This is a genomic window from Bradyrhizobium sp. YCK136, assembly GCF_044570075.1.
GTDB lineage: Bacteria > Pseudomonadota > Alphaproteobacteria > Rhizobiales > Xanthobacteraceae > Bradyrhizobium > Bradyrhizobium diazoefficiens.
The window spans coordinates 8,338,585-8,357,627 of the sequence record NZ_CP172424.1; the positions used below are offsets into that span (position 1 = coordinate 8,338,585).

17 protein-coding genes and 4 pseudogenes are annotated in these 19,043 nt (G+C 60.8%); 9 read left to right on the top strand and 12 right to left on the bottom strand.

The window, feature by feature from the left end; translation table 11 throughout:
• Positions 1-435, top strand: a complete 435-nt coding sequence (locus ACFLEY_RS40210) for a DUF3147 family protein (protein ID WP_011090440.1) — start codon at positions 1-3, stop codon at positions 433-435.
• On the opposite strand, the gene ACFLEY_RS40215 is transcribed toward ACFLEY_RS40210, so the two are convergent.
• Complete coding sequence (locus tag ACFLEY_RS40215) at positions 432-614, bottom strand: carbohydrate porin (RefSeq protein WP_082901065.1); 183 nt, start codon at positions 612-614, stop codon at positions 432-434. The genes ACFLEY_RS40210 and ACFLEY_RS40215 overlap by 4 nt on opposite strands.
• Before the next feature lie 34 nt (positions 615-648).
• Between ACFLEY_RS40215 and ACFLEY_RS40220 the strand changes: the two are divergent.
• The 3 genes and pseudogenes from ACFLEY_RS40220 to ACFLEY_RS40230 all read left to right on the top strand — a co-directional run.
• Positions 649-816, top strand: a pseudogene (locus ACFLEY_RS40220) (PAS domain S-box protein); the annotation flags it as partial.
• A 74-nt stretch (positions 817-890) separates the two neighbouring features.
• Entirely contained in the window at positions 891-1,244 is a 354-nt protein-coding gene (locus ACFLEY_RS40225) for a hypothetical protein (RefSeq protein WP_249166235.1), read from the top strand.
• 72 nt (positions 1,245-1,316) lie between these two features.
• Positions 1,317-2,381 (top strand): IS110-like element ISBj4 family transposase, encoded by a 1,065-nt coding sequence (locus tag ACFLEY_RS40230; protein ID WP_060908811.1) that lies wholly within the window; start codon positions 1,317-1,319, stop codon positions 2,379-2,381.
• 548 nt (positions 2,382-2,929) lie between these two features.
• On the opposite strand, the gene ACFLEY_RS40235 is transcribed toward ACFLEY_RS40230, so the two are convergent.
• Complete coding sequence (locus ACFLEY_RS40235) at positions 2,930-3,391, bottom strand: cupin domain-containing protein (protein ID WP_060910334.1); 462 nt, start codon at positions 3,389-3,391, stop codon at positions 2,930-2,932.
• A gap of 109 nt (positions 3,392-3,500) precedes the next feature.
• Here ACFLEY_RS40235 and ACFLEY_RS40240 point away from each other — a divergent pair, with 109 nt between their 5' ends.
• The gene (locus ACFLEY_RS40240) at positions 3,501-5,060 is read left to right on the top strand and encodes a winged helix-turn-helix domain-containing protein (protein ID WP_060910333.1); all 1,560 of its coding nucleotides are present in this window, start codon (positions 3,501-3,503) and stop codon (positions 5,058-5,060) included.
• Positions 5,061-5,164: 104 nt separating this feature from the next.
• Here ACFLEY_RS40240 and ACFLEY_RS40245 read toward each other — a convergent pair whose 3' ends face one another.
• Genes ACFLEY_RS40245 through ACFLEY_RS40255 form a run of 3 tightly spaced genes read right to left on the bottom strand, consistent with a single transcriptional unit; the run spans position 5,165 to position 7,800 of the window.
• Positions 5,165-5,773, bottom strand: coding sequence for an MFS transporter (locus ACFLEY_RS40245; protein ID WP_309142169.1), 609 nt, complete (start codon positions 5,771-5,773; stop codon positions 5,165-5,167).
• A gap of 20 nt (positions 5,774-5,793) precedes the next feature.
• Positions 5,794-6,384 (bottom strand): MFS transporter, encoded by a 591-nt coding sequence (locus ACFLEY_RS40250; RefSeq protein ID WP_249163512.1) that lies wholly within the window; start codon positions 6,382-6,384, stop codon positions 5,794-5,796.
• A 24-nt stretch (positions 6,385-6,408) separates the two neighbouring features.
• Positions 6,409-7,800, bottom strand: a complete 1,392-nt coding sequence (locus ACFLEY_RS40255; RefSeq protein ID WP_082755914.1) for an FAD-binding oxidoreductase — start codon at positions 7,798-7,800, stop codon at positions 6,409-6,411.
• Between the two features lie 114 nt (positions 7,801-7,914).
• On the opposite strand from ACFLEY_RS40255, the gene ACFLEY_RS40260 reads away from it, so the two are divergent.
• Positions 7,915-9,462: a winged helix-turn-helix domain-containing tetratricopeptide repeat protein gene (locus ACFLEY_RS40260; RefSeq protein WP_060910332.1), complete on the top strand. Its 1,548-nt coding sequence runs from the start codon at positions 7,915-7,917 to the stop codon at positions 9,460-9,462.
• Positions 9,463-9,570: 108 nt separating this feature from the next.
• On the opposite strand, the pseudogene tnpC reads toward ACFLEY_RS40260, so the two are convergent.
• The 5 genes and pseudogenes from tnpC to ACFLEY_RS40285 form a co-directional block, all read right to left on the bottom strand.
• Positions 9,571-11,114, bottom strand: a pseudogene (gene tnpC / locus ACFLEY_RS40265) (IS66 family transposase).
• A 187-nt stretch (positions 11,115-11,301) separates the two neighbouring features.
• Positions 11,302-11,583, bottom strand: a complete 282-nt coding sequence (tnpB, locus tag ACFLEY_RS40270) for an IS66 family insertion sequence element accessory protein TnpB (RefSeq protein ID WP_060909869.1) — start codon at positions 11,581-11,583, stop codon at positions 11,302-11,304.
• The gene (locus tag ACFLEY_RS40275) at positions 11,580-11,978 is read right to left on the bottom strand and encodes a transposase (RefSeq protein WP_026192391.1); all 399 of its coding nucleotides are present in this window, start codon (positions 11,976-11,978) and stop codon (positions 11,580-11,582) included. The genes tnpB and ACFLEY_RS40275 overlap by 4 nt, the downstream gene beginning before the upstream one ends.
• A 655-nt stretch (positions 11,979-12,633) precedes the next feature.
• Entirely contained in the window at positions 12,634-13,698 is a 1,065-nt protein-coding gene (locus ACFLEY_RS40280; protein ID WP_026192128.1) for an IS630-like element ISRj1 family transposase, read from the bottom strand.
• Between the two features lie 642 nt (positions 13,699-14,340).
• Positions 14,341-15,081: pseudogene (locus ACFLEY_RS40285) on the bottom strand (DUF1214 domain-containing protein); the annotation flags it as partial.
• A gap of 90 nt (positions 15,082-15,171) precedes the next feature.
• On the opposite strand from ACFLEY_RS40285, the gene ACFLEY_RS40290 reads away from it, so the two are divergent.
• Positions 15,172-16,301, top strand: a protein-coding gene (locus ACFLEY_RS40290) for an IS3-like element ISRj2 family transposase (RefSeq protein WP_129557324.1) whose coding sequence is annotated in 2 segments (ribosomal slippage) — positions 15,172-15,424 and positions 15,424-16,301 — 1,131 coding nt in all. Because the reading frame shifts where the segments join, the coding sequence is not laid out codon by codon here.
• A 147-nt stretch (positions 16,302-16,448) separates the two neighbouring features.
• Here the strand turns inward: ACFLEY_RS40290 and ACFLEY_RS40295 are convergent.
• Positions 16,449-17,138: pseudogene (locus ACFLEY_RS40295) on the bottom strand (DUF1254 domain-containing protein); the annotation flags it as partial.
• A gap of 243 nt (positions 17,139-17,381) precedes the next feature.
• On the opposite strand from ACFLEY_RS40295, the gene ACFLEY_RS40300 reads away from it, so the two are divergent.
• Positions 17,382-18,014 (top strand): tyrosine-type recombinase/integrase, encoded by a 633-nt coding sequence (locus tag ACFLEY_RS40300; protein WP_060910330.1) that lies wholly within the window; start codon positions 17,382-17,384, stop codon positions 18,012-18,014.
• Between the two features lie 111 nt (positions 18,015-18,125).
• Here ACFLEY_RS40300 and ACFLEY_RS40305 read toward each other — a convergent pair whose 3' ends face one another.
• Positions 18,126-18,518: a response regulator transcription factor gene (locus ACFLEY_RS40305; protein ID WP_060910329.1), complete on the bottom strand. Its 393-nt coding sequence runs from the start codon at positions 18,516-18,518 to the stop codon at positions 18,126-18,128.
• 279 nt (positions 18,519-18,797) lie between these two features.
• Here ACFLEY_RS40305 and ACFLEY_RS40310 point away from each other — a divergent pair, with 279 nt between their 5' ends.
• Entirely contained in the window at positions 18,798-19,034 is a 237-nt protein-coding gene (locus tag ACFLEY_RS40310) for a DUF6894 family protein (RefSeq protein WP_060910328.1), read from the top strand.
• The last annotated feature ends 9 nt before the right edge of the window (positions 19,035-19,043 follow it).

The window sequence follows — 19,043 nt, forward strand, 5'->3', positions numbered from 1 at the left end:
ATGGTTGTCCACTTCAAGTTCTCCGCACTCAAGCAGGGACGACTTTACGAATATGTCGTGCGTTTTGCATTGGGCGGGTTGGCAACCGTGGTGGCTGGCCTTGTCGCGGACGGGGCAGGGCCGGAGGCCGGCGGGCTGATGCTGGCCTTTCCGGCGATCTTCTGTGCCAGTGCGACCTTGATCGAGAAGCATGAGCGTGAGCGCAAGGAGAAAAACGGCCTGCGCGGGCAGCGACGCGGAAAGGCTGCCGCCGCACTTGATGCCGCCGGGGCCGGATGGGGAAGTCTGGGCCTTGCCTGCTTCGCGCTCTTCATCTGGCACGGACGCGCTTTACAGCCCGCGCTCTGCCTCGCAGCGGGTTCGCTCGTCTGGTTCGCGGTCGCCGTCCTCATGTGGCGCCTACGGCGCGAACTACGTTTCGGAAGTCCCTCCTAAAATTTAAGAGTCGTCCGCAAGCCGAACACGGAAGCATTCTCGAGTGGCGTTCCGGCTAGAGGTCCTGAAGGGTTCGTTGCTCCTCCACCGGGGTGAATAATGTACTGAAAATTGGGCTGCAGCGTCCAGCCATCCCTGATCTGGTACTGATAGACGGCGGTTAGAAGGCCTTCGCTCACAGGTTATTCGGCGGCCCAACTGCTGGGCCTAACAATTTTCGAGGAGACGCATCCGGAAGATGTGTCGGAGGATCGCCGTCAATTCCAGCGCCAGCTCGCGGGCGAGTTCGAGCGCTGCAGCATCGAAAAGCGCATTGCCCGCAAGGATGGCGGCCATATCTGGGCCCAGGTGACGTCGTCGAGCGTCCGCGATGCTGACGGGCGCTTTCTTTATGCGGTTCGCGTTCAGCACGACATCACCAATCGCAAGCGAGCTGAGAGGCACTATCCCGTCGCATGGAAGAACACGCAGCGCTGTTTGCCTTTTCGGAGCGATTGCAGCATTGCACCTCGTCCACCGATTGTTACGAGGCCGCCCTTAATGCAGTTCCGGGTCAAAGGTCAGGCCCTTGCGCTTTCCTGCCAAGGCGGCCCAATAATAAACGCGCATGGAGTGTTGAAACAGCCGGACTGATAGATCCGCAGATCGTCATCTTCTCGAACTCGCAGGCGGTGAGGAGGTACATGGAACATAATCCTTCGCGCCTGGAAGTTTTATCGGCTGGTTCCAAAGAAAGCCTTGCCGAGCAGATCGAAGTTTATCAATTGCGATATTGGCTCCGTAGACGCGATGCGCACGAAGTCCGCTAATGGGATGGTCCGGCCGTGCTCCTGCCCCGCCAGCGATAAGCTGGCCAGGGGCGCCAAGACAAGGAGCACGCCATGTCCCAGACACCCAGTACCGCGATCGCCGTGATCGGCATCGATATCGGCAAAAACTCGTTCCACGTCGTGGGCCACGATACGCGCGGCACCGTCGTGCTACGGCAAAAGTGGTCGCGTGGCCAGGTCGAGGCGCGGCTCGCCAATATGCCGCCTTGCCTGATCGGCATGGAAGCCTGCGTCGGCGCACATCATTTGAGCCGCAAACTCGCATCGTTAGGTCACGATGCCAGGTTGATGCCGGCCAAATATGTCCGCCCTTATAGCAAAGGACCGAAGAACGACTTCAATGACGCCGAAGCGATTGCCGAAGCCGTGCAGCGCCCGACGATGAAGTTCGTGGCGACCAAGACCGCGGAGCAACTGGATCTGCAGGCGCTGCATCGGGTGCGCGAGCGGCTGGTGTCGCAACGCACCGGCATCATCAACCAGATTCGCGCCTTCATGCTCGAACGCGGGATCGCGGTGCGCCAGGGTATCGGCTTCCTGCGCACAGAATTGCCCACCATCCTTGCGACGCGCACCGATGCCCTGTCGCCACGCATGTTGTGTGTCATCGAGGAGTTGGCAGGCGACTGGCGTCGGCTGGATCAGCGCATCGATAGGCTCTCCGGCGAGATCGAAGCACTGGCCCGTCAAGATCAGGCATGTTCGCGCCTGATGACGGTGTCTGGCATCGGGCCGATCATTTCGAGCGCCATGGTGGCCGCGATCGGCACTGGAGACGTCTTCTCCAAAGGCCGTGACTTCGGCGCCTGGCTCGGGCTGGTGCCCAAGCAGATCTCGACGGGAGACCGCACGATCCTCGGCAAAATCTCAAGGCGCGGCAATCGCTACCTCCGCGTTCTGTTCGTCCAGGCGGCATGGGTGGTGCTGGTCAGGATCAAGAACTGGGAACGTTACGGACTCAGATCCTGGATCGAAGCCGCCAAGAAGCGATTGCACCACAACGTGCTGGCGATCGCACTCGCCAACAAGCTTGCCCGCATCGCCTGGGCGGTGCTGGCTAAAGGACGCGCCTTCGAGCTGACAAGGACCAACGATGCAGGCGTCCGACCCGCTTGATCGTCGCGCCGTGCTCGGCGCGGTCAAGGCGCGGCCTGGCAACGCCGGAGCCAGCCGCAAGCAAAGCGCAACGGCCGGCCTTGACCGCCCGTGCGCGCGACGCGACGCACGTCCTGCGGGCCGGGACGAAGGAACGGCCCCTGGCTCGAACACAGGAACTGCGAGGTAGGAGGAGCAAGCGATGACGTAACCCCATCAACAGGTTCCAGCCGAGGTCTGCGAGAGGATGAGACGAGATGGAGGTTCGGTCTTCCCGGCGCATGCGAACACTGGTGACCCAAATGGCCCAATCGAGGCCTGTCCGCTAATGAGAACGCACGCGCGCTGATATCCATGATGGCCCGGAGAAAATGCTCCAATCAAAGGCCGGATACATTGATGCAAGACCACACCACCTGATCGACGAACCTCTTGCTACGCACGGGTCAATCGCGTCGGTTGACAGGACACCGAGGACTTCCGGTCAAGCCTGGTGAACGGACATGGTCAGTGCTGGTCAGCTTGTCTCAAACGGGCCAGAAGCGGCCATCGAACGCTGGGACGGAGGCTTACGCGCGCGTTGTCAAAGTCGAGAGCTGATCGGTGTCGTAGCGGTTTCGCAAATCGGCAAGCGCTCTTGGATCCGGCGCACCCTGTGCCGCGAGTTTGGCGAGCTCTTCGAAATAATGCTCGTGGCCGGGTGGCGAGACGGTCATCAATACGCGAGCCGGCTTCTCACTGACATTCGCGATGTTGTGCGGCAACCCCGGCGGGATGAACAGATAGGTTCCGAGCGTTGCGCGGATCGTCCTGTCGCCGACATGCCACTCACACTCGCCCTCGAGCAGGTAGAAGGTTTCCTCTTGCACCCGGTGAACATGCCGCCCGGTGGCGAACCCCGCCGGGATCGTCCAGTCGAACATGCTCGTGTGCTTGGTATTTTCGCCGGTGACGAGGAAGACCATAGGATGACCACGCAGCATGACCCCGTTCTTCTCATCGGGCATGCGAATGACGGCCTCGGCGCTCATGTGACCCTCCTTTGACCAAAGGCTTACTTCTGGCAGGCACTTGTGCAACATCGGCCGACCGCGCCGGGAAGTCGTGAATCCGTTCCCAAAAATCTGCTAAAAGCGTCGAATGACAGTCGAGGGCGACCTCTACCAGTTCGGCCCGTTCCGCCTCGACACCGAGGCGGGCATTCTGTACCGAGGGGCCGAACCGACCATGCTTGGCCAGCGCGCCGTCGCGCTGCTGCGCCGACTGCTCGAAAGCGCGGGCGTACCGGTGTCCAAGGACGCCTTGGTCGAGGCCGGCTGGGGCCGATTGGCGGTTGCCGACAACAATCTCACGGTTCAGATCGCAGCCTTGCGCCGGGTGCTGGCGGAGGCGGATGCTGGGAGCTGGATCGAAACGCTGCCGCGGCGCGGCTACCGATATGTGGGACCGGCCGTCGTCACCAATGCTCCCGATGTGTCGGCCGCCGCCCGCGCCGCGTCGGCACCGGCCTTGCCTGACAGACCGTCCGTCGCCGTTCTGCCGTTCTCGAACCTGAGCGGCGATCCGGAGCAGGAGTACTTCGCCGATGGGATGGTCGACGACATCATCACCGGTCTCGCACGGATCAACTGGCTTTTCGTCATCGCGCGAAACTCGACCTTCACGTACAAGGGCCGTGCCGTGGACGTGAAGCAGGTCGGACGCGAGCTTGGCGTGCGCTATGTGCTCGAAGGCAGCGTGCGCAAGGCCGGCGGCAGCGTGCGCGTGACCGGCCAAATGATCGACGCGTCGACCGGCGCCCATGTCTGGGCCGAGCGCTACGATCGCAGCTCCGACAATATTTTCGCCATTCAGGACGAGATCGCGCTGTCGGCGGTGGGCGCGATTGCGCCGAGCGTGCGGAAAGCCGAAATCGAACGTGTCAGGCGGAAGCGCCCTGACAGTCTCGATGCCTACGATCTCGTGCTGCGGGCCCAGCCTGACGTCGATTCAGGCATGCCGGAGCAAGTGACGAGAGCGCTTGCGCTTCTCGAGCGTGCGATCGCACTCGAGCCGGCCTATGCGCTGGCGCATGGCAATGCCGCGATGTGTCACCATTGCCTGTTCCTTCGCGCCGGCTTGCAGGAGGTCAACCGCGCCGCTTCGATCCGCCACGCCCGATCGGCCATTGTCCATGGACAGGACGATGCGCTCGCTCTGACATGGGCCGGATTTTCCATCGGCATGGATGCGCACGATCGCGCCGCTGCATTTGCAGCATTGGAAGCTGCCCTCGCCATCAGCCCGTCATCGGCGCTGACCTACATTCTCGGCAGCGTTATCCTGGGATGGGGCGGCGAAGCGGAGCGCGCGATAGAGTGGAGCGAGCAGGGTATACGGCTTAGCCCGTTCGATTCGTGGGCCTGGGCCGCGTTTGACGCGCAAGCAATGAGCCATTTGCTGCGCCGACGTTACGACGAAGCTTGTCGTGCGGCCTACAAATCCGTTCAAGCCAATCCGGCCCACAGCATCACTTATGTGCAATTGGCCGCCGCGCTGGCCAAACTTGGCCGGCTGGACGAAGCGAGGGCGGCTGCAGCGCGTGTGCTCGAGCTTCAGCCGGCTTTTCGCTACAGCCGTCAGTTTGCTGGCGTCAACTGTGCGCCGGCGCTGGCGGAGGCTCTTGGCGGCGCGCTGCGGGATGCCGGATTGCCGGAATAGCCCGCGGTTCGACCGGCTTGCATCTCTGTGACCGACGGCGACCTGCAAGGACCGCACGAACTGCGGGGACGTGTTTGGTTTGGCCCGGATGCGCCGTTGTCCGCTCAAGAATGACCCGGCTCATTTATGAGGAGGTCCCGCTTTTCATCGGACATCGGTGAGACGGCCGGCCGATACCGGCCGGTGACGATGCGGCGGAACAGCCAGAGGACAACCGGACAAACCAGAAGCACGACGGCGCCGAAGTCGAGCGCGGCGCGCGCGGAGCCGGCCGACGTGGAGACCTTTCCTCCGATCGCAGGTCCAGCCAGCATGCCGGCGTAGAAGACCGTGTAGAATATCCCCATTCCGATCGGCCGCATCTTCTGATCAAGCACACGCGCAGGTAAGCTCATGATCGCACCGGCAGGCAGGCCACAGACGATCCCAAGGGCGACGACGATGGGAAGCACCGTACCGCTTCGCGACAGGAGCAGTGTCAGGAGGGCGAAAGAGATGCAGCCTGTCGCGAGGACAGCATCGCCGCGCTTGGTCCGATCGGCGAGGAAGCCGCCGAGCGGAACCGAAAGGGCGGCGAGCCAGAGCACGATACTGATGGTTGATCCGGCTGCTGCACCCGACCAGCCTTGCTCGACGAGCATCGACGGGCCGAAACTGAAGATCATCGCAAAGCCGATGTTGTAGAGGCACCAGATCAAGCCGGCGGCAATCACGGCGCAGATCGCGTCGGCGGTCAGGCTGCCGCGCTCGCTTCAACGGCGGCGGTCGCTTCTGGCGCGCGATAGACCGAAGCGATCAGGCAGAGGCCGATCAGGATCACCCCTGCGACGGCGAGATTGACGGCATGGAGCCCGAACGTGGCTCCGACTGCCGGCAACAGCATGAGAGCGATTGCGATACCCGCCGGCCATGAGTTGATGAAGATGGCCATCGCGGTGGCGATTTCCCGACCGGCAAACCAGTCCGCGACCATCTTGGTCATCAGAACGTTCAGCAAAACGCCGCCGATACCGGCCGTCAGCCGACCCGCGATCTGCGTGCTCCATGACGTTGACGTGGTCATCAAGAGTTCGCCTGCCAGCATCAGCAGGAGCCCGGCGAGAACCGTCACCTTGTCGCCGTAGCGGCGGCCGATCGCGCCGCCGGGCAGCGCGAGCGCTGCGCCCGGCGCAAAATAAAGTCCGATCAGAACGCCGATATCGGCCAGACTCGCGCCCAGGCTCTGGCTGAGCTGTGGCGCGACCGCCGCGATGCTCTGAAACTGGAAAGCGATGGCGGCACGCGCAACGAACAGGGCGGCAAGAATGGTCCAGCGGCTTCGCATTTGGATCTTCCCCGATGCCGTGAACTATGTCGCCGGCCGGATATTCTGATTCAGACGGAAGAGATTGGTCGGATCATACCTGGTTTTGAGCGCGGCCAACCGCGCATAGTTCTCGCCATAGGCGTCGCGGACACGATCCTCGCCCTCATCGCCGAGATTGTTGGCATAGACGCCGCCGGTCGAATAGGGCCTGACGGCGCTCCACAGCTCGCGCGCCCAACGCATGTTCGCGTCGTCGTCGGCCGGATCATCCCAGATCGCGACCGGAAAGCAGTCGAACGCCGCATCGCGGTTTGCGTAAGGCGAGTCCGGCGTTGGAACCCGCGCGATTGCGCCGCCGACGTGCTGGAAAACCAGCAGCGACGAGGTGTTGGGTGCCCTCGCATAAGCGTCGAGCAATGCGTCGAGCGCGCCCGCACCGATCTCGCGCAGGAACTGCGCCTTCCAGTAATAGCGCCGTCCGCGCGGAAACAGGGCATCGCCTCCCGACTGAATCTCGAGATAAGGGACAGTTGCGAGCCGGGTCTCGACCGGCGAGCCGAACCTGACGATCGGTGAAAGGGCGCGCTCACCGTCATGATGCGAGCCGACATAGCATCCGGTGATGCTGAAGAACCGTTCGCCGGACGGCAGCGTGACCAGGCCTGCATCGACGTCCGCTTCGTCGGGAGCGCGGCGGGCGAATTCATCATAGAAGCGCATCGCCTCGCGCGCCTCGTCATATCGATGCAGTGCTGACGCGACCAGCAGCGAGGTGCCGATGGAATGAAGCCGATACTCGAATGTGGTCACGATGCCAAAATTGCCGCCGCCACCCCGAAGGCCCCAGAAGAGGTCGGGGTGTTCGGTCGCACTGGACCTCAGGATCTTTCCCTCGGCTGTCACCACTTCGGCGGCAATCAGGTTGTCGCAGGTCAGTCCGTATTTTCGTCCGAGCTTGCCGAAGCCGCCGCCAAGCGTGAGCCCGGCGATACCAGTGTCGCTGTTGATGCCCATGGTGGTCGCCAGGCCGTGCTCCTGTGTCGCCCTGTCGAACTCGCCCAGATTGAGGCCGGCCTCCGCGCGGGCGATCCGGCGGACCGGATCGACCTCGATCCGCTTCATGTGCGACAGGTCGATGACCATGCCGCCGTCGCAGACCGACAAGCCGGCGACATTGTGACCGCCGCTACGGACCGCGATGCAGATGCGATGGGATCTTGCGAACGCGACGGCCCGAGCGACGTCCTCGGCACCGGCACAATAGGCGATCATCGCCGGCCGCTTGTCGATGGCGCCATTCCAGACCTTGCGCGCCTCGTCGTAATCGACGCTCCCTTCGAGGACCACGTTGCCCTTGAGCCGCAGCTGCGGGGCGAGCCGAGGTTCGGCGTTCGATTTGGCCATCAGGTCGTCGTGCGACTGCCGCTGCTCCATCCGATTTGCTCCTCACCGCGAATGCCCAGGCCATCTTCTCACGGAGCGCCGGACCGCTTCCTGAATCCGATCCGAAAAAGTTGCAAATTTCGCCGAAAATGGTGTCTCTAGGCCATGGCGACGATCTACGAGTTTGGTCCATTTCGTCTCGAGGCAGACGCCGACACGCTGTTCCGCGGCACAGAGCCGGTTGCTCTCGGAAGGCGAGCGGTCGCGCTACTTCGGCTGCTTCTGGAGAAGGCGGGCAAGCCGGTCGGCAAGGACGCCTTGATGGAGGCGGCCTGGCCAGGCCTGGCGATCGAGGAAAGCAATCTGACCGTACAGGTTGCGGCGCTGCGGCGCGCGTTTGCAGCCGTCGAAGGCGGCAGTGCCTGGATCGAGACGCTGCCGCGCCGCGGTTACCGCTATGTCGGCCCCCCGGCGGTCACCTTGCCCGATGGCAGCCGGCAAACATGGCTTCCGTCCGCGAGCTCGGACAAGCCATCGATCGCCGTGCTGCCGTTTTCCAACTTGAGCGGCGATCCAGCGCAGGACTACTTTTCCGACGGGATCACGGAAGACGTCATTGCGGAATTGTCGCGTTTCCGGTCGCTCTTCGTCGTGGCCCGCCACTCCAGCTCCGTCTACCGGGGAAGCTCGTCCGACATCCGAGAGGTCGGCCGCCAGCTCGGCGTACGATATGTGGTGGAAGGGAGCGCACGCCGGATCGGGAAACGGGTGCGGGTGACCGTCAAGCTTCTGGATGCCGCGAGCGGCTTCACCATTTGGACGGAGCGCTACGACCGCGAGATCGAAGACATATTCGCCATCCAGGACGAAATCGTCGGCAAGATCGTCTCGGCGCTGCCCGGCCGGCTCGAGGACGCGGGCCGCGAGATCGCGAGAGGCAAGCAGACCTCAAACATCACGGCCTATGATCTCGTCCTGTTGGGAAACGAGAAATGGCGTCAATTGACCGTCAGGAGCATGGATGAGGCGCGCGACTATTTCAGGAAGGCTGTGGAGCTTGATCCAGCCTATGCGCGCGCTCACGCCAATATGGCCTGGACGGTCGTCTGCGCCACGTTTCTGGAATCGCCCGCCGCCCCTCCACTGGACGATGCTCGTCGCGAGATCGAGAACGCCCTCGATCTCGACGAGAATGATGCCTGGTCCCACGGCGTCTTCGCACAACTTCTTTTCCTGCAAGACCGCGATCAAGAGGCCGAAACTCATTTCAAACGCGCTCTGGCGCTCAATCCGAACGACGTTGACGTCGCCGCCGCTTTTGCAAACATTCTGGTCTACTGGGGGCGCTGGCAGGACGCACTCGCATGGATCAAATCGGCCAAACGGCTAAACCCGTTTCCACCCAACATTTACCATTGGTACCACGCGCTGGCGCTTTTTTCCGCTCGCGAATACGAACAGGCGATCGACGTTCTCAGGGAAGCGCGATCGAGCGACCGCTGGTCGCACGCGCTTCTTGCGGCGTGCTACGCACAAACCGATCGACTGACAGAAGCGAATTTCGAGGCTCGCGCATTCATTCGAGAAAGATGTCTGGAATTGGGTGAGAACGGCGAAGCTCCGCCCCTTAACACGCTCGACCTCGCCCGGATGCGGGCCAACAGGTATAGAAACCCCGTCGATCGGGATCATTTCCTCGACGGACTTCGGTAAGCGACGTTCGCGTCCCATTCGCAAAGGTTTGGCGTGGGGATTGCAGTCTGTTGATCAACGTGTTTGCAAATCGTTGGCGGGGGGTATGGAGGCGGCAACGACGGAGAATTACGAGGTGCGGCCGAACGACCAGGGCAGGAGCTCGTCGATCCGGGACTGCGGGTGACCGGTTGCGATCGCTTTGAGCGTCGCTTTCATCCAGACGTAGGGCTCCACGCTGTTGATTTTGCAGGTGGCGATGAGCGAAGCTATGCGCGCCCATGAACGACCACCTTCGTCGTGACCAGCAAATAAACTATTTTTACGCGTCAGAGTCAGCGGCCTGATTTGATTTTCGACGGGATTGGTGTCCATCTCAACGCAACCATCGTCGAGAAACAAGGTGAGGCCATCCCAATGGTTCAGGAGATAGGCGATCGCCTTGCCCATCTCGCTGCCCGGCGACAGGCGAGCGGCTTGCTCGCGCAGAAACCTCTCGAGTTCAGCGACGAGCGGCCGTGATCGCTCGTTACGGGTCGTTTGCCGAGCCGGGGCGTCGGCGCCACGGATCTCCTTCTCGATCGCATAGAGTGCGGCGATGCGCGCGAGAACGGCTTCGGCGATGGGTGAGCCGGCTTTCGGAGTCGCTGCGATGATCTTGCGCCTTGAGTGGGACCAACATGCGGCCAGCCGCAGCGGCACGCCGCCTTTGCGCTTGGGCCGTGCGAGCCGATGATAGCCCTGGTATCCGTCGACCTGAAGGATGCCGTCGAAGCCCTCGAGGATGCGCTCAGCATGGTCACCACCGCGTCCTGGCGCGTAGTGGTAGACCACGATTGGTGGATCAGCGCCGCCGTGGCCGCGATCGTCGCGCAGGACAGCCCACAGATAGCCGGTCTTCGTTCGGCCCCGGCCCGGATCGAGCACAGGCGCCCTGGTCTCGTCTATGAACAAGCGGCCGATTGCTTCATCACGACGCTCATGCGCTCGACCAGCGGCGCGAGGTGGAAGGCGACCGTTCCCATCCAGTCTGCCAGAACGGCGCGATCGATGAAGATGCCATGCCGAGCCAGAACCTGCGACTGACGATAGAGTGGCATGTGCTCGCTGAACTTGGCGACCGCCACCTGCGCCAGCAGCGCCTCGGTGGGGATGCCACCCTCCACGAGATGGGCGGGCGCCGGCGCCTGAGCAACACCGGTGCAGCCCTTTGCGCAGGCGTAGCGCGGTCGCACCGTCTCGATCACACGATACTGGGCGGCCATGACATCGAGACGGCGGGAGCGATCCTCGCCGATCTGGACCATCCGGCCGCAGCCGCAGGGACACTCGAGGTTCTCGGGTTCGATCACCTGCTCGATGCGCGGCAGGTGCGCGGGAAAGGCACGGGCAGCGCGCCTGGTCCGGCGGCTGGACGGCGCCGTGCCGGCGCGGCGCGCACGATCGTCCTGGCGTTCCTGGACTTCGGCGATGGCAATCTCGATGTCCTCGAGAACCAGTTGCATCTGATCGGGATTGAACTTTTCCGAGCGTTTACCGAAACGTGCGCGCTCGTACTCCTTCACGAGCAGTTCGAGGCGTTCGACGCTCTCTTTGGACGCAGCCAGTTCACTCTCGACATGAAGGCGCGCCGAGCATTCATCGTCTGCGCGACGACGCTCGGCTTCAATCATCGCTTCCTGCGCGCGGAAGAGCGCGCGCAAATCGGCGGGCAGCGCTGCAAGACGGGCGGGATCAATGGGGGACGGCGGCACATCCGCAAGCTATCATCCCAAAGCCCCGCGCGAAACAGGTTGTCGGGTCTGAGTCAGTTCGCCGCAGCTGGCGTCGCGACAATCCGTTCGCCCACTCGCTTCCAGTTCACTGCACGCGCGTCAGATGCATGACGCCGTCGCTGATCTGCGGCCACTCGAAACGACCATCGCGGCCAAGGCGCTTGTAGACCAAAACGAGGCCCGTGCCGTCCCATAGCAAAATCTTCAGCCGGTCGGCGCGCTTCGAACGAAAAACCACGATCAGGCCCGAATGCGGATCGAGCCCAAGCGTGTTTTGCACAAGACCGGCCAGCGCGTCGTGCCCGCACCGGAAGTCAACAGGACGCACAGCAAGCACAATCCGCAGTCCCTGCGCCGGAATGATCATGCGCCGCGCTCGATCGCAGTCACGATCTCCGCGATCCGCACCGCCGACACGTCCGCATCCAGGCGGACCGAAACCTTGCCAATCGTAATCTCGACGGGCCCCTCGCTCTTGCCTGACGCCACTGGATCGCTCAGCTCGATCGACACGAAATCCGCCGCGTCGTCCGTGACCAATGCGAGCCGGCCAGCACGCGCCAATCTGCGCCACGTCGTCAACTGCTGGGCCTTCACACCGTAACGCCGTGCGACATCACATACCCGGGCGTCGGGCTTCATGCTCTCGAAAACAGCGCGCCCCTTGATCTCCGCAGACCATAACCGGCCTCCAGAACGCGTCCGGCGCGTAAGCTTCCCTACAAAGCCATCAGCTTCGGCTTCCTCCCCCGATTGTTCCATCGCCTTCAGTCTCCTCTCGGCTCTCTGACAAGCCAAGGATCGCAGAGCGAAAGCCGAAGCGAAACCAGTCAATCAAATGGGAGAAAAGCTCCGCTTACGGACTTCGCAAAGCCGGCCTAAGTGATGGACTCTCCAACTCTGGATAGAGACAACGTTGTTGACACCAGCGACGGACGTTGTGGAGAGCACTCCGATCGAGTGATCGCTCTTTCCTGAGGACTGCTTCGGGTCAAACTCGGAAGTCGGCGGGTCCAGGGTAGATGGTCTGCTCGGCCAAGTGAGCGGACATCACCGGACCCGCTGTTCAGGTCCGCGAAGGGCCAACAGGCGACCCTCGCCAATAATCAGCACGATTTGAATTAAGCGTTTAAGTGACGTGAAAGAGCACTTCGCCTATAGGTTGTCATCATGGCGCCGCAGATTGCATGCGAAAAGCGCTACGGACGCTGAGACACTGTCATGAGATGGCCACTGCCGTATCCAAGGCGCGGTGATGTGATGGGTATTCTATTCATCGTCGTTCTGCTGTGCCTTATCGCTTTCGGCTTCTATTGGTTTCCAAATTCTAAGACGAAAAACGGCTTCGGTCCAGATTGGGATTGCACCCCTGTCCCGAATGGCCAACCGATTTGCATCAAAAAGCTATTACCCGGAATCAGAGCTGAGTGATACGGCGGCCTTTGAAACGGCGTTGACGGACCTTTTTCTTGGTCCAGACGAAGGGCTCGGCTCTGTCGTTGTATGCGTTGACGTAGGCATCGATGTGTTCCTGAAGCTGCTTGAGGCTCGTGAAGGAGGTGCCGCTGAGCGACTGCCCCTGCAAGATGGAAAACCATACTTCGACCTGATTGAGCCATGACGCACTTGTCGGCGTGAAATGAAATTGCACGTTGGGGTGGGCCTTGAGCCAGTCCTCGTTCTTTTTATGGGTGTTGAGGTTGTCGAGGATGACGTGAAGCTTGCGGTTCGGAAAAGCCGCGGTGACGCTGTTCATGAAATCGAGAAACTCGACGCGGCGCCGGCGTTTTGAATGGGTCGCGATGATCTTTCCGGTGGCGACTTCGAGCGCCGCAAACAATGTTGTGGTGCCATGCCGCTTGTAATCGTGGCTTTGGCCGGTCAAGGCGCGGCCATTGGGCAACTTCAGATAACCCTGCGCTCGCTCCAAAGCCTGGATCGAGGGCTTCTCGTCCACGCACAGCACAATGGCCTTCGCCGGCGGCGCGACATAGAGGCCGACAACATCGGCGGCTTTGGCCGTAAAGTTCGGGTCGTTGCTCTCGCACCAGGACTTGCGAGCCACCAGGTCAATCTTGTGGCTGCGCAGGAACCGCCAGACATATTGGACATCGACATCGCCCAGCGCCTCGGCCAGCAGGGGGCCGGTCCAGCGCGCAAACCCTTGCGGTGGCGGCTTATCCAGCAGCTTCAGAATCCGCTTGTCGGTCGTCTTCGTATAGATCGGCTGCTTGCCAGGCCGCGGCTTGTCTTGCAGCCCTTCAAGGCCATGGTCGGCATAGCGATGCCGCCAAAGGCTGACAATCCGCGGCTGGACCCCAACTTCCTTGGCGATCGACCGGGTGCTGCGCCCATCCGCCGCCAACAGAACTATCCGCGCCCGCTTCAAATCGCGCTGCAACGTCACCGGTGAGCGACAGCACGCCTCAAGCACCTTGCGATCTTTCCTCGAAAGGTGGACTTCTCTTGCTTCGGGTATCATCCCGACCTTGAATCACGACTCACGTTCCAAGAAAAATGGGTACTAGGTCAGTGAACGCGGTTCGCTGATGGAATTAGACATGGAGATGTCCGATGTGGGTCACAAGCCGCCGAACTGGCGCCCGGCAGCAAACTTCCGGTCTGCCCCTTTGAGCCGACATGCAGCGACACCGCGCCAACGGAAGCGATGGGCCATGAACGGACATTGGTCTCAACGCTCGTTAGATCAGCACCGGCGCTACGCCTCTTTCGTGAGGCAGACCAAAAAACGCATCTACAAATGCGAGGATCATGAGAAGAATTTAACAAGCGCGCTTGCGACGGCCCAAAAGAGCGCATGATTGATCAGCGCTGCTCGCCGATTGAGTGCCGACATGTCCGGGTGAAGCCGCTCAATAACCGGCTCCGTGCCGTTATGGGACGCAACCGCAGGACACCTGTCGATGATGCGGTTGAGGCGTGTCACGTGAAGCCGGAGACGGCACCTAGGATGAATGCTGGCGCAATCGCGTGATTGATGACTTGGGAAAGCTGTGTGACAGACGGCGTCTCAAGCATGCGAAGTCGAAACATATTGGTGAGTGAGCGCCAGTCATCTAGCCGAAACCGGCTTCGCCATTTGACGAAGCCGGCTCTTGCCCGCTCAAACCTTCTTCACTGGAGGAATTTTCCACGACCCATTGATGATCGACGGGTTCTTTTCGGTCGGCCAATACAACCTCATCATCAGGATGAAGTCTCCGTCAGGAGCAGGCAACCAGTTGGACTCCTTGTCTTTGCCGGGTGAGTCCTTCTGAATATAAAGATCAGTCGATCCATCCGCGTTCGCCTTAAGACTTTGTCGAGCGCTGATCGAATAGCGGTCGATAGGATTACTCACGAAGAAGTAGTTGGAATCGTACATCGTGAGCGACCAAAAGCCCAGAGCTGGTGGCAGTTGCCCCTTCGCGAAGCGCAGCACGTACTTGTTTGCGCCATTGTAGGTTTTGCCTTCCCCATCCTTCGTTGAGGTAGGATAGACGGCATCCTGAGGACGGTTAGCGCCTAGCCCAATGGCAGTGATGAACGCCCGCATCAAATAGTTGGTACCGTAGAGTCCGGTCTTGGTTGTGTAGACGAAGCCATTGATGTTCTGGACGTCTTTGTTGACCTTGAACTGGAGCATGATCCGGTCGAAGGCAATTTCGGGCACGCGCTTGACGAAATCCGCCTTGAGTTTGCTTGCATCGAAGTCTTGACCGGGAACAATGCCGATCTTGGAAAACCTGGCGAGTTCAGCGGCGTCCTCCGCTGCCGGTGGATTGTCTTTCATGAGCTTGCAGAGCAGCGTGAAATACTCCGCCGCATCCATTTTGTTCACCTGCTCGCGGACAGCCGTCTTCATATAGAGCTGGCCCCGCAAATTCGGACAGTAGCTTGAGTGGATTTTCTGCCTGACAGCGGCGAGGATTCTTGCTGCGAATCAGGAGCGAAGATGACGAAGAAGAGCCGCCGGACGCATTCTCCGGCATTCAAGGCGAAGGTTGCTTTGGCTGCGGTCAAAGGCGACAAGACACTGGCGGAGCTGGCGCAGCTGTTTGATGTTCATCCGAACCAGATCACGATCTGGAAAAACCAGCTCCTGGAAGGCGCCGCCGGCGTGTTTGGGCATGACAAGACATCGGCCGAGACGCCGGTCGATTTGAAGGCGTTACATGCCAAGATCGGCGAGCTGGCGTTGGAAAACGATTTTTTGTCCGGCGCGCTCACCAAGGCGGGCCTGCTGAGCGCAAAGCGATGATCGACCGCGGTCATGATCTTTCTATCGTGCGCCAGGCGAAGGTCCTGAAGCTGGCTCGCAGCACGGTCTACTATGAACCTCGGCCAGTTTCGGCCGAGGACCTTGCCTTGATGCGTCGGCTCGATGAGCTGCATCTCGATTATCCCTTCGCGGGAGCGCGTATGCTGCGATCGTTGCTGCGGCGGGAGGGCGTATACGCCGGTCGCCGCCACATCGCGACGCTGATGAAGCGCATGCGGATCGAGGCGGTCTATCGTCGCCCGAACACGAGCAAGCCGGCTCCGGGTCACAAGATCTACCCGTACCTGTTGCGCGGATTGAAGATCGAGCGGCCCGACCATGCGTGGGCAATGGACATCACCTACATTCCGATGCGGCGTGGCTTCGTCTATCTCGCGGCGGTCGTCGATGTGTTCAGCCGACGGGTCCTGGCCCATCGCGTCTCGATCACAATGGAGGCGGCCTTCTGCGTCGAAGCGGTCCAGGAGGCGTTGGCGAAGCACGGCAGGCCCGAGATTTTCAACACGGATCAGGGCAGCCAGTTCACCAGCCTCGAGTTCACCGATGTGCTGCTGGACGCGAAGATCGCCATCAGCATGGACGGCAAGGGCGCCTGGCGCGACAACGTGTTTGTCGAGCGGCTCTGGCGCACGGTCAAATACGAAGAAGTTTATCTCCGCGCCTACGACAGCGTGTCCGAGGCGCGAGCGTCAATTGCCAAGTATCTGGCCTTCTACAATCAGGGACGCCCTCACTCGAGCCTTGACGGGCGCACGCCCGACGAGGCTTACTTCGGCACGCAAGCTATGGTGATGGCCGCATGACCGTCGCCGACGGTTTTGTCGTCGCTCTGGTCGGGCTACGCCCTCCCGACGCAACGACAAAACCGTAAAGCCCCGCGTTCAGCATAACCCGGCAGGAATCCACTTAAATCCAGCGGGGCGCTGTCCAAACAACCGGGGCCAGCTCTTATCGATGGATAGATCGACGGTGCCAGGGGGCGGTGTGTAGGGTTTACCGTATGAACTTAGCGGAACGAGCTTGAACTCGTCCTGCAACTTGTGAACCTCGGCATAATCTTCCGGCGTTCCGGTGCAGTAGATACGGCCAAGCAGCCAAACGATGCTAGTCGGCGACTTGTATTCCTTGACACCAGCGGGCAGCGAGCCCTTCCAGCCGGGTCCAGTGATCGCGTAGGTCTGCGCACCCGTGCCCGTCGTGCGTTTACCCGGCACCTGAAAAACGCTAGTCCAGCCGTCAAGCATCGGACACAGAAAGTAACGGCCCTTCATGTCGGGAATGCTCAGCACCCACGGCTCTTTGCCGACATCAAAGAAGGAAGTCGTGTAAAGTGTGTCGGCATTTGGAGCCGTCACATCCCTGAACGATGAGTCCGGATATTTGCGCAGCTTGATAATCTGGCCCATCGGCCCGCGTGTCCCGACTGGCTCCGCGACGTTCGTGATGACCCTGCGCGTCATCTCCATCGTTACGAGCGGGTAGCCAAATACATACGCGTCGGTGGCAAGGATAAAGTCCTCCAGCCCTTCCCCGATGCCCAGAAAAGAGCCGAGTTCGTCTGCTCTGCTAGCGGTGCTTATAGTTGTTGCGGCGAATAGGCCGAGTCCGCCAATGGTCGCTGTGCGTCGCGTAATTTCCATAATGGGCTGCTCCCGGCCGATTGTTGCTGGTGACCTTATGTTTCGGCCCTCGCTCTACAGTAGCAAGGTTTTGGCGCTAACGGAATGCGCGTGCTAAGCTTGACTTCTGATTTGGGTCAAAATCGGTCCTGTCATCGCTCGAATTGGACGCAAGTACGTCTCCAATCGTCTCGAAGCGGACGACGCGGGATTGGAAGGGCTCCGGACTGAAAATGACCAGCCTCACTAGTTGAGGAGGTCAATATGACCGATAACCTAAGCACCATCCCTGCCGTCTCCAAACGCGTCCCTTGGAATAAGGGGAAGATCGTCGGCGCAAAGCCGCCGCTACGTCCGAAGCACGTCTGGTCAATCCGCACCAAGCTCCAGGTCGAAGGCCGAATGCGCGATCTGGCGCTATTCGACGTCGCCATCGACAGCAAGTTGCGCGGCTGCGACGTCGTAGGCTTGAAAGTCGATGACCTTGCGCCAGGCGGATATACGGCGGACCGCGCGACCATCCGACAAAAGAAGTCCGGGCGGCCAGTCAAATTCGAATTGACTGAATCGACCCGGCAGGCAATCGACGATTATCTGCGGGCTGCCGGCAAGAAGTCAGGAGAATACCTGTTCACTGGCCGGCGGCGGAGTGGACATATGACGACCCGCCAGTATGCCCGTCTCCTATCTAACTGGATCGCTGACATCGGACTGGACCCGCACCTGTTCGGGACGCATTCCCTTCGCCGGACCAAGGCGACGTTGATCTATCGTCGAACCGGCAATCTGCGAGCCGTGCAACTGCTGCTGGGGCACACGAAAATCGAGAGTACCGTCCGCTATCTCGGCATCGAGGTGCACGATGCCATCGCGATAGCAGAACAGGTAGACGTCTGACTTGGGGGGCAGAGCGGGCGCGCCCTGCTCTGCCCTCGCAGACGGCTTTGGGCCAACAGGCGACGTGAATCACAATGGCAAATGAAACAAGCCGCCCAACTGAGGCGGCACTTACCCGGCTGGTGGGATCGCGTTGAGAAGCTGAGAAATGGCAGTGACAAGCTGCGCGGGCGCGAACGGCTTCGCCAACATGATGCTGTTAGGTACGCCCTTTGATGCCCAATCGTCTGCTTCGATGCCGCTCATGTAAACGACGGGAAAGTGGGGGTCGATCTCTCTGGCGTGTCGCGCGACCTCCCACCCGTTGATCTCACCGGGCTTCAGATTGATGTCCGTGACGAGCGCCCGGTATTTGCCCTCGGCCGCATCAAGTAGCTCAATGGCCTTTTCGCCGGATGGAGTTGCTACAGTCTCGAACCCGCCCTCGCTCAGGCAGTCTTCGACAAGGTTCTGAACAAGCTGGTCGTCTTCAACGACCAGGATAAAAAGCTGTTGGTTTTCCACTCGGGGACCTCAGTGCGCCGCAATAGGAGCGCAGGGGTACACGCGGGGAACAGACTATCGTTCCGGGGAAAGTGAGCAATATTGCTCACAATGAAATTGGGTCCACTAGGGGTTAAAACACCCTTCTTGAGAGAACAGACGGGGAAAGTGAACCAAAGCCCGGACGCGAATGCCTCTCTGGGCGGCCTCGCAGTTTCCCATGGTCTGCTTGAGGCCCCTAGTCGGCAGCCTATTCGGAACAATGCTGTCTGGAAGCACTTGGCGCACTAGAGGTTGCCAATGCCCCGGTACTTTTTTGATGTCGAGGACGGCCACAGGCTTTTTGATTCATCGGGGTTTGTTTGCGACGACGATATCGCTGCAATCATCAGGGCGACGGTGCTGGCCATCGGCGTTTCACTTGATAAGCCCGAAGATGATCCTGAGCGTCGCATCGCAATAATCAGCGATGACGGACGTGAGATTGGCACCGTGCCCGTGTATTCAAGGCCGTCATACGAAAACCCGGCCCCATAAGGTGCAGCC